Source organism: Thioclava sp. SK-1, assembly GCF_001705665.1.
Lineage (GTDB): Bacteria > Pseudomonadota > Alphaproteobacteria > Rhodobacterales > Rhodobacteraceae > Thioclava.
In genome coordinates this window covers 261,885-270,170 of the sequence record NZ_MDHA01000025.1, presented here as the reverse complement: position 1 = coordinate 270,170, position 8,286 = coordinate 261,885, and the positions used below count along the sequence as shown (strand labels likewise).

At 56.7% G+C, this 8,286-nt stretch carries 12 protein-coding genes; 7 read left to right on the top strand and 5 right to left on the bottom strand.

All coding sequences use genetic code 11. The features are described 5' to 3' along the window. On the bottom strand, positions 1–210 hold a 210-nt coding region (locus BFP70_RS04175; protein ID WP_141693088.1), incomplete at its 3' end, for a transposase. Between the two features lie 74 nt (positions 211–284). On the opposite strand from BFP70_RS04175, the gene BFP70_RS20605 reads away from it, so the two are divergent. Beyond that, on the top strand, positions 285–497 hold the full coding sequence (locus BFP70_RS20605; RefSeq protein ID WP_176715489.1) for a hypothetical protein: 213 nt from the start codon (positions 285–287) through the stop codon (positions 495–497). A gap of 89 nt (positions 498–586) precedes the next feature. On the opposite strand, the gene BFP70_RS04170 is transcribed toward BFP70_RS20605, so the two are convergent. Then, complete coding sequence (locus BFP70_RS04170) at positions 587–850, bottom strand: glycine zipper domain-containing protein (protein WP_066010094.1); 264 nt, start codon at positions 848–850, stop codon at positions 587–589. A 210-nt stretch (positions 851–1,060) separates the two neighbouring features. Here BFP70_RS04170 and BFP70_RS04165 point away from each other — a divergent pair, with 210 nt between their 5' ends. The 4 genes from BFP70_RS04165 to BFP70_RS04150 are packed head-to-tail and all read left to right on the top strand — an operon-like array spanning position 1,061 to position 4,231. After that, positions 1,061–1,882, top strand: a complete 822-nt coding sequence (locus BFP70_RS04165; protein ID WP_066010093.1) for a UDP-2,3-diacylglucosamine diphosphatase — start codon at positions 1,061–1,063, stop codon at positions 1,880–1,882. Further along, positions 1,882–2,982, top strand: a complete 1,101-nt coding sequence (locus BFP70_RS04160; RefSeq protein WP_066010092.1) for a glycosyltransferase — start codon at positions 1,882–1,884, stop codon at positions 2,980–2,982. Before BFP70_RS04165 ends, BFP70_RS04160 begins: the two co-directional genes overlap by 1 nt. Then, positions 2,982–3,563 (top strand): DedA family protein, encoded by a 582-nt coding sequence (locus BFP70_RS04155; RefSeq protein ID WP_066010091.1) that lies wholly within the window; start codon positions 2,982–2,984, stop codon positions 3,561–3,563. Before BFP70_RS04160 ends, BFP70_RS04155 begins: the two co-directional genes overlap by 1 nt. Further along, complete coding sequence (locus tag BFP70_RS04150; protein ID WP_066010090.1) at positions 3,548–4,231, top strand: glycosyltransferase; 684 nt, start codon at positions 3,548–3,550, stop codon at positions 4,229–4,231. The genes BFP70_RS04155 and BFP70_RS04150 overlap by 16 nt, the downstream gene beginning before the upstream one ends. 3 nt (positions 4,232–4,234) lie before the next feature. On the opposite strand, the gene BFP70_RS04145 is transcribed toward BFP70_RS04150, so the two are convergent. The 3 genes from BFP70_RS04145 to BFP70_RS20600 are packed head-to-tail and all read right to left on the bottom strand — an operon-like array spanning position 4,235 to position 6,002. Further along, positions 4,235–5,065 carry a GNAT family N-acetyltransferase gene (locus tag BFP70_RS04145; protein ID WP_066010089.1) on the bottom strand — a complete coding sequence of 277 codons (831 nt, stop codon included), beginning with the start codon at positions 5,063–5,065 and terminating at the stop codon, positions 4,235–4,237. Further along, on the bottom strand, positions 5,062–5,754 hold the full coding sequence (locus BFP70_RS04140; protein WP_066010088.1) for a GntR family transcriptional regulator: 693 nt from the start codon (positions 5,752–5,754) through the stop codon (positions 5,062–5,064). Before BFP70_RS04140 ends, BFP70_RS04145 begins: the two co-directional genes overlap by 4 nt. A 17-nt stretch (positions 5,755–5,771) precedes the next feature. Beyond that, positions 5,772–6,002, bottom strand: coding sequence for a hypothetical protein (locus BFP70_RS20600; protein WP_176715488.1), 231 nt, complete (start codon positions 6,000–6,002; stop codon positions 5,772–5,774). Between BFP70_RS20600 and BFP70_RS04135 the strand changes: the two genes are divergently transcribed. Both BFP70_RS04135 and BFP70_RS04130 read left to right on the top strand, forming a co-directional pair. Continuing rightward, complete coding sequence (locus BFP70_RS04135) at positions 5,988–6,962, top strand: ABC transporter ATP-binding protein (protein ID WP_066010087.1); 975 nt, start codon at positions 5,988–5,990, stop codon at positions 6,960–6,962. The two genes, BFP70_RS20600 and BFP70_RS04135, sit on opposite strands and share 15 nt — an antisense overlap. 40 nt (positions 6,963–7,002) lie before the next feature. Beyond that, a complete protein-coding gene (locus tag BFP70_RS04130) occupies positions 7,003–8,268 on the top strand; it encodes a PotD/PotF family extracellular solute-binding protein (protein ID WP_066010086.1) in 1,266 nt (421 codons plus the stop codon). The last annotated feature ends 18 nt before the right edge of the window (positions 8,269–8,286 follow it).

Sequence of the window (8,286 nt, the reverse complement as noted above, 5' to 3'; positions counted from 1 at the left end):
CTCGGTCGTCACGCCATCCCGCATGCCGCTGTCCTTCTCGGCCTGCTTGACCCATCCGCTCAGTGTCTGGGGAATACAGCCGATCTTGGGTGCAATGGCCGCTATCGCGCCCGCTTGCGTTTCATATGAACCTTGATGTTCAAACACCATCCGGACCGCCCGCGCGCGAACTTCTGGCGAGTAGCGATTTGCCATTTTGCTTTTTGTCATAACCATCATCCTTACTTAAGTTGATGGTCTCCGACAAACTCGGGGCGATTCAGCCACTGATTGACCATGTTTGGGTGGACGTCAAACTCTGGCGTTCGCTCGACCGAACTGCGTTCACCCGTGATCTTGGCTACAGCTACTTTCGCCCTGAAACTTGGGCTGTGATTTTGGCGTGGTCGTTCTGTCGTGGCTATCTTCTCGCTTGCACCATCATTCGGCTGTTGTTTGCAAAATCCACTTATTTTCGGCTGTTCAGTGTTTCCGAGCGGTTCCTGACTGCCCCATAGGGGTGAGATATCCATTGCCTAAATGGGCAAAATAAAACGCGCTGAGTGATCAGCGCGTTTTGTCGTTTAAAAGCCACCAAGTTAGCTGGTTAGCAGGCCGCGACATATTGTGTGCCATCGGGACGCTGGTAGATGCACTCGCCGGGGGTCCGTGATTGGCTGATAACTTCGCCGGCTACCAAACCTGCGGCGGCACCCAGCGCGGCGCCGGAAATTGCATTGCTGTCCTTGTTGTCCGCGATATTTGCGCCCAAGGCGGCACCGGCTAAGGCACCGGCGGTGCGGGTCTGATTTGGTGTTTCGCATGCAGCCAAAGCGGCAAGGGCGGGGATCATAATAAGGAACTTTTTCATTCACGTCTCCTGTCAGAATTCAAAGGCAGTCACGCCCCGTTCTTGCGACATTAACACGGGTTCACGCAGTTGGTTCCCGTTTTTGTGAAACTCTTACCTCTGGACGGTCGTCACAAACGCTTCATCTGACAGTCACATGACAGTTGCTCAGCACTGGCATTGGGCGATTAAAGGGGCCGTGTTTTGGCCCACGCGACAGAGGATAGACATATGTCTGATTGCGTGACGCGGCAGCTTGGCCGCCGGCAGGTCAAAAGCCTGTTTGTATCGGATCTGCATCTTGGGGCACGCGGAAGTCGTGCCGGCAAATTTCTTGAATTTTTACGACAGGTTGATGCAGAAGAAATTTTTCTTGTGGGTGATATTTTGGATGTCTGGCATTGTGGCACGGTCCAATGGGGGGCCACCCATGATGCGATTATGGATGAGCTGAAGCGACGCGCGCGCAATGGCACGCGGGTGGTGTATTTGCCCGGCAACCATGACGCAGAGCTGCGCAAACGTTTGGGACATGATCACGAAGGGCTGCAGCTTGTCGATCAGTTGACGCATGTGGCAGCGGATGGCACGCGCTATTTGGTGCTGCACGGAGATCAATGCGATTCGCGGATATTGCGCTGGCATGTGATGACGCGGATCGGCACGCGGTTGGATGCCTGGTTGCGCGGCTGCGATGCCTGGGCGCGCGACGTCTTTCACTTCCGAACCCGTGGGGAGACTGAGCGTAACCTTGTGGAACTGGTGATCCACGGCGTATCCGCACTTTTGATGGTAGGGAATAAATCCGAAAAACGTCTGGCCGAATTGGCGATTGCCAGTGATCATGACGGCGTAATCTGCGGCCATTTTCATAAACCTGCCCTGCGCGACGCACACGGCATTCGCTATGCAAATTGTGGTGATTGGGTGGATAGCATGACGGCTTTGGTTGAATTGTTTGATGGGCGGCTCCAGCTTTTGGATATGGGGCAACAAACGCAGGTGGCGGGTGTGCCAGCAGCGTCGCAACATGGGCTGGAGGCCCAGATTTGATGATTGTCTTTGTGTGTGTTTTAGGTCTTCTGGTTGGGTTGCACCTTTCGACAGCGGCGTTGGCCGCGTGGCGTTATCTGCGTCAGGCGCCCTTACGTGCGACCGAACAACCCTTCATGACATTGTTGCGGCCCGTCTGCGGGCTGGACCGTTTTGATAGTGAGACATTGGAATCCAGCTTTCACCTGACATACCCGCATTATGAAATATTGTTCTGCGCGGCAGTGGCCGATGATCCGGCAGTGGCCGAGGTTAAACGGCTCATCGCGAAATATCCGGATGCGAATGCGCGGCTGTTGATTGGCGAGGACCGGATCACCGGCAATCCCAAACTGAACAACCTTGCCAAAGGTTGGGCACAATCGCGCGGTGAGTGGGTGGCGATGGCTGATGCCAATTTGCTTTTGATGCCCAATTATTTTGAACAAATTTTGCACGTGGTCCGGCCTTCAACCGGGCTTGTGACCAGCCCGCCGATCGGCATTCGCGCAGATGGGCTGTGGGGCAATGTTGAAGCGGCGTTTTTGAACTCATTCCAAGGGCGGTGGCAACTGGCGGCCGATCAATTGGGACGCGGCTTTGCACAGGGCAAAACGCTGTGCTGGCGGCGCGATGTGTTGGAAAATGCGGGGGGGCTGGTCGCACTTGGCCGTGACCTGGCAGAAGATGTGGCTTCAACGAAGGCCGTTCGGGCGCAGGGGCTGAATGTGCAGCTGACCCGGCGGGCCTTTTGCCAGCCCATCGGCCAGCGCGGGTTCCGTGCCGTTTGGGACCGTCAGCTGCGCTGGTCTAGGGTGCGCCGTGACGGGTTTCTAGGCCTGTTCATGCTGGAGATCATGTTGGGCCCTTGGGTGCCTGCGCTGTGTCTGATCGTGTCAGGGCTGGGTCTATGGCTGCCGCTGTTTTTTGCAATCTGGTATGGGATTGAAATCGCTTTATCGCGTGTGGCTGGTTGGCCCTACACCATCGCGGCGATGATCTTACGCGATATATTGATGCCTGCCCTGTGGGTGGTAACTTGGGCGCGGCGCGGATTTGAATGGCGTGGCTCTGCGATGGATGCAGGCGGTGTGCTGCAGACCCCGAAGACGGCGAAATAATGTTTGGATTAGAGACGATCATCGCGTTGCTATCGACGCATGGGTTGATGCTGGTCGGTGGGTTGGCGATTGTCGAAGGCCCAATTGTTACGGTTTTGGCCGCATGGCTCGCCAGCCAAGGAATTTTTGACATCTGGCGCTTATTGATTGTGGTGATCGTCGCTGATGTACTGGGTGATATCGTTTATTATCTGATCGGACGACGAGGTCTGGGCATTGTTCCCGCACGGTGGCGGTCGCGTCTTGGACTGGACCAAAAGCGTCTGAGGAAAATGCTGCGCCATTTTCGCGCCAAAGGGGGGCGTACGCTGGTTATGGGCAAGCTGACACATTCCGCCGGTGCGGCCATTTTGGTCGCAGCGGGGATTGCCAGAATGCCCTTCGTGCCGTTTTTAATGTATAATTTCATCGCCTCCATCCCCAAAAGCGCGGCGTTCGTAGCGCTGGGATATTTCGTCGGTTCTGCCTATGCGCGGATCGACGGGTGGATCGCGCGCGGCTCATTGATTTTATTGATTGCCCTGGTGGTCGCCGGGGCGGTCTGGTGGTTCCATCGGAGACAGTCATGCCCATCGAAATAAGCTGCATTATCCCAGCCTATAATGAGGCGCCACGCATCGCCCGCGTATTAGAGGCCGTGTTGTGCCACCCCGGCCTGTCACAGGTGATTGTTGTCGATGACGGATCCAGTGACGACACAGCCGAAGTCGTCGCACGCTATCCTTCGGTGCGGCTGATCCGGCAGGCGAATATGGGAAAGACGGCGGCGGTTGCGGCGGGGCTGCGCGCGGCCACATCCAGCCATGTGCTGCTGTTGGACAGTGATCTGGCAGGGCTGACAGGGGTGCATGTTTCGCAACTTTTGGCACCTGTGATGAAAGGCCGCGCGGATGTCGCAATCAGCCTGCGCCGCAACGCGCCACTTTTGTGGCGGCTGATCGGGCTGGATTATATCTCGGGTGAGCGGGTCTTGCCACGCGCGCTGTTGCAACAGGGGTTGAATGGCCTGCCCAGCTTTGGCCTTGAGGTGCATATGAACCGCGCGATGATCCATGCTGGCCTGCGCCTGGCCGTGGTAAGCTGGCCAGAGGTCGAAAGCCCGTTTAAACACGCCAAATTGGGCAGTTGGGCCAAGGGTCTGAAGGCGGATGCAAAAATGCTGCGCGATATGTTCCGCACTGTGTCTGTGTCAGAGGCGGGCGCGCAGATTTTCTCGATGCGCCGGATGCGGATCCCAACGCGGGCCTGACGCTTAGCCAAGCTCCATCGTGGCAATCGCATGCAGATGCGGGCCGGGCAGGGGCGCGGTGCCGCGATACATCCGTGCGGTTTCAAAGGTTACCTTGAACCCCAGAACGTGCAATCGCGCGGCCAGCCCATGCGCCACGTCGGGCAGATCAAGATACAACGTCTGTGCCGGGCATTCATGCAATGCGGCACGGATCAGTGTCATGGCGCTGTCTGTATCGGGGGCGATGACGGGACCGATCTTCACACCATCTTCGCAACGGCGGATGGTCGCCAGCCCGTCAGGCCCCTGACCGTGATCCAAAACCACAGTATATCGGCTGTCGGTCTCTGTCAGCCATGCAGTCATGAAGTCAGGGCGTGCGAACCCGTTTGACGCTGTGTCCAAGGTCAAGCAGGCGGGAATATCCCCGGGTGAAATTCGCCGGATGCCCAAGCCGGGTTCAGGCGCGATATGCCCGCAATAACGCCGGGTTGCCCCCTGCCGCACAAAGCCGGATTTGGCATAATTGGCCTGCTGCGCTGCAACCCCATCCAAGCCCACGATGCGGCTTTGGGCGTGGTCCAGCGCAAAGGACCACAGCGCAAAGCCGATCCCTTTGCCGCGCCAGTCCGGCTGGCACAGATACAGCCCCAAAAAAGCAAAATCATCATTGTGATTGACCACCGTGATAGCGGCGATGATGGTTTCATCGACCTCTGCCACAAACGTTCCGATCGGGTCGGCGGCGTAAAACGCGGTGGCATCGTCTAACCCAGGGTTCCAGCCCTCAGCCCGGGCCCATTGCAAAATCTGCGTCAGCTCTTGTGCGGTTGCGGTGCGATAATGTGTCATCTTGGCCCCAATGCGTCGCGCAGCGAGGTCGGCGCCTCTGCTGCGTCTCTTAGGTTCAGTGAGGAAAGGATATCCAATAGATGCATCTTCATCAATTCCTCTGCATCCGCGCCATTGCCCGTGCGCAGCGCTCGCAACAGCGCATCATGGGCGTGGCGTTCACACAGGGCAGCGGGCCTGCGCCAATATAGGGCAATGATCAGCGAGGACCGGGCCACCAGCTGTTCAATAAAGGCCAATATCGTCTCTTGCTGTGCGATTCGGGCAATTTCAATATGGAACAGCCCCGACAAATGCACCGCACGCCCGGATTTCCCCGCCGCCATCGCGGCATGTTCCTCGTCAATATGCGATTGCAACCGGATCAACCCCGCCTGGTCGATCCGTTCGGCCGCAGAGCGCACTGTGCGTGGTTCTAACAGGGCGCGTGCCTCAAACACTTCGCGTGCTTCTTGCGTGGAGGGCTTGGCGACAAAAGCCCCTTTGTTGCGCTCTACGGTGATCAGGCGCTGATGTGACAGCGATAACAGCGCCGTTCGGATCACCGTGCGCGAAACACCATATACGTCCGACAGCTCATCTTCGCCCAGCTTCGTACCGGGCGGCAGGCGGTGTTCATGGATGGCATCAGCCAAATCATCGGTGATTTGCGGCCCTGTCGGCTTGGTCTTAGGTGGGGCGATGTGCATGGGCGATCCTTTCCCTGTCAGCCATAGCAGTGGGACGGATCACAGCAAGCAAAACGGGGCAAAGGCAGATTGAATGCGACGCTGTATACAAAGTTGCGCTCAAAAATGTGCAAATGAAAAAGAACGGTGGTGAATTTTTGGGCTTTTAATGTTTTGCCCTGCTGTGCCACGGCATTTCTCTGCCCAGAAAGGAAAACCTTTGTCTTGATGGCGTCAAGCGAAAGGGAGCCTTGATGCGAACCGGACATGATCTTGAGCTGGTCCATGTGACCAAACGCTATCCCAATGGGGCGGTTGCGGTTGATAATGTCAGCCACCTGTTTCAGGCGGGCAGCTATGTGTGTTTGCTGGGGCCGTCAGGCTGCGGGAAATCCTCCACCCTGCGAATGATTGCCGGGCATGAAACTGTCAGTGACGGCGCGATCTTACTGTCAAACCGCGATGTGTCGGCCTTGCCGCCGGCCAAGCGTGGCACAGCAATGATGTTTCAAAGCTATGCTTTGTTTCCGCATCTGACCGTGCGTGACAATGTGGCCTTTAGCCTGAAAATGAAGGGTGTGGACCGCAGCACGCGTGACAAACGCGCGATGGAGCTGTTGGAGCTGGTCGACATGCAGCGCCATCAGGACCGGCTGCCAGATCAACTGTCGGGCGGGCAACAACAGCGTGTTGCTCTTGCGCGGGCGCTGATCACCGATCCGCAAGTCTTGTTGTTGGATGAGCCGCTGTCGGCGCTGGATCCGTTCTTGCGCATTCGGATGCGGACCGAACTGAAAAAGCTACAGCGTGAACTGGGCATCACCTTTATTCACGTGACCCATGGCCAAGATGAGGCCTTGGCGTTGGCCGATGAAATCGTGGTGATGAACAATGCGGTGATCGAGCAGGCAGGGCCTGCGCGCGATGTTTGGATGCGCCCGCGCAGCGAGTTCGTCGCGCGATTCATGGGCGGGCATAATGTGATTGATCTGGCCGGGGGCAAGGCTGCCATCCGCGCTGATGCGGTGCGTATCGGCACCCAAGGGCAATCGGCAACCGTGATCAATGTGGAATACCAAGGTGCGCATGTCGCCTTGGCAACCAAAATGGGGGAAAGCGACATCTTGGCACTGATCCCTGAAGCAGAGTTTTTTGAAAATCCGAAAAATCCAGGTGAGAGCGTGTTTCTGACCTGGGATGAGGGACGGCTACACCGTCTCCAGGCCTGAAAAGGCTACGTTCAACAGTCTGACAAGAGGGACAAAATCTATGTCTAAGATGCGTTATTCCCGCCGTTCATTGCTGAAAACAGGTGGCGCGGCCCTTGCGGCAACCGCCTTGCCTGCCCCGATGATCTGGGCGCAGGAGATTAAGGATATTACGCTGCGCCAATTCGGCACGGGCGTGTCGAACCTGAATGAAGTTGGCCAGAAGGTGAAAGAGGATCTGGGCTTTACACTGGAAATGACGGCGCTGGATTCCGACGCGGTGACCCAGCGCGCCGCCACCCAGCCGGACAGTTTCGATATTGCCGATATCGAATATTGGATCTGTAAAAAAGTCTGGCCGACGGGCAATCTGCAAGCGATGGATGTGTCCAAGATCAAGAATTACGATGAGATCGTCGGCATTTTCAAATCAGGCAAGCTGACGCCAGACTCTACCATCGCGCAGGGCACGGCGCCCCATACTGTAGGCTTTGTCGAAGGTCCGGGCTCGACAAGTTTCGCCAGCGAAGAAACCGGGTTCATGACTTTGATCCCAACGATTTATAATGCCGATACATTGGGCATTCGCCCGGATCTGATCGGTCGCCCCATCGACAGCTGGGCCGAGCTTTTGAACCCTGAGTTCAAAGGCAAAGCGTCTTTGCTGGATATTTCTTCGATCGGTATCATGGATGCTGCGATGGTCTGTGAAGCAATGGGTGAAATCACCTATGGCGACAAAGGCAATATGACCCGCGAAGAGATCGACAAGACGATGGCGATCATGACGGATGCAAAGCGCGCCGGTCAGTTCCGCGCCTTCTGGAAGACGTTTGATGAAAGCGTGAACCTGATGGCGTCGGGTGAGGTGGTGATCCAATCAATGTGGTCGCCTGCGATTACGGCGGTGAAAACCCGTGGGATTGATTGCGTATATCAGCCTTTGAAAGAGGGATATCGCAGCTGGGGTGGTGGCCTGGGCCTGTCGAAATCCCTTAGCGGGATGGAGCTGGACGCGGCCTATGACTATATCAATTGGTATCTGTCTGGCTGGGTTGGTGGTTTCTTGATGCGCCAAGGCTATTACTCGGCTGTGCCATCGACATCGAAAGAGTTCATGTCGGCGGATGAGTGGGGGTATTGGTTTGAGGGCAAAGCCGCCGCAGGCGACATCACGAACCCTTATGGCGATGTCTTGGCCAAAGCGGGGGATGTGCGTGACGGTGGGTCCTTCACTGATCGTATGGGGGCTGTGGCCTGCTGGAATTCGGTCATGGATGAAAATCAATATATGGTCCGCAAATGGAATGAGTTCATTGCGGCGTGATGCGATGCCATTGGGTGC

What these genes read in the sequence shown, in the direction of transcription:
- BFP70_RS04135 (WP_066010087.1), top strand. Translation starts at nt 5,988, where the DNA reads ATGCGAACCGGACATGATCTTGAGCTGGTCCATGTGACCAAACGCTAT.
- BFP70_RS04130 (WP_066010086.1), top strand. Translation starts at nt 7,003, where the DNA reads ATGTCTAAGATGCGTTATTCCCGCCGTTCATTGCTGAAAACAGGTGGC.
- BFP70_RS04150 (WP_066010090.1), top strand. Translation starts at nt 3,548, where the DNA reads ATGCCCATCGAAATAAGCTGCATTATCCCAGCCTATAATGAGGCGCCA.
- BFP70_RS04155 (WP_066010091.1), top strand. Translation starts at nt 2,982, where the DNA reads ATGTTTGGATTAGAGACGATCATCGCGTTGCTATCGACGCATGGGTTG.
- BFP70_RS04140 (WP_066010088.1), bottom strand. Translation starts at nt 5,754, where the DNA reads ATGCACATCGCCCCACCTAAGACCAAGCCGACAGGGCCGCAAATCACC.
- BFP70_RS04145 (WP_066010089.1), bottom strand. Translation starts at nt 5,065, where the DNA reads ATGACACATTATCGCACCGCAACCGCACAAGAGCTGACGCAGATTTTG.
- BFP70_RS04170 (WP_066010094.1), bottom strand. Translation starts at nt 850, where the DNA reads ATGAAAAAGTTCCTTATTATGATCCCCGCCCTTGCCGCTTTGGCTGCA.
- BFP70_RS04165 (WP_066010093.1), top strand. Translation starts at nt 1,061, where the DNA reads ATGTCTGATTGCGTGACGCGGCAGCTTGGCCGCCGGCAGGTCAAAAGC.
- BFP70_RS04160 (WP_066010092.1), top strand. Translation starts at nt 1,882, where the DNA reads ATGATTGTCTTTGTGTGTGTTTTAGGTCTTCTGGTTGGGTTGCACCTT.
- BFP70_RS20600 (WP_176715488.1), bottom strand. Translation starts at nt 6,002, where the DNA reads ATGTCCGGTTCGCATCAAGGCTCCCTTTCGCTTGACGCCATCAAGACA.